The 547-nt window shown below is 62.2% G+C and carries 1 protein-coding gene; it reads right to left on the bottom strand.

Going from position 1 to position 547, the window contains the following annotated elements; translation table 11 throughout:
• Positions 1-547 (bottom strand): immunoglobulin-like domain-containing protein (locus tag AC1DIH_RS28165; RefSeq protein WP_477774092.1); only part of this gene is annotated, 547 nt, incomplete at both ends.

Here is a 547-nt window from a genome sequence, read left to right as displayed (position 1 = left end):
TCGTTGGCCGGGGTGTCGACTACCACCGAACCGSTGGTTTTGCCGGCTTCGATGTTGATCACTGCGCCGTTSGACAGGGTSACRSTCATSGSSGTGCCGGCCGGATTGSTCAGSGTSGCGGTGTAGGTGATCTGGCCGCCTTCGGTAATGGTGTTGTCGGCAGTGAGCGTCAGGCCGGTGTTATCGATCGAATCGGTGATGGTGGTCACCGCYGGGGTGGTGCTCGGGGTCAGCTGCTCGAAATTGCCACCGGTGGTGCTTTCGATGGTGGTGCTGACGGTACTGCCGTTCTTGTAGACGTCGTTGGCTGGAGTATCGACCACCACCGAACCGCTGGTYTTGCCGGCTTCGATGTTGATCACYGCRCCGTTCGACAGGGTCACGCTCATGGCGGTGCCGGCCGGGTTGGTCAGCGTCGCGGTGTAGGTGATCTGCCCACCTTCGGTGACCGAACCAGTGGCCGCCAGGGACAGCCCGGTGTTGTCGATCGAATCGGTGATGGTGGTCACCGCCGGGGTGGTGCTCGGGGTCAGCTGCTCGAAATTGC

It is taken from the genome of Pseudomonas sp. 05N36 (assembly GCF_056397385.1).
This window is presented reverse-complemented; position numbering and strand designations above follow the sequence as displayed.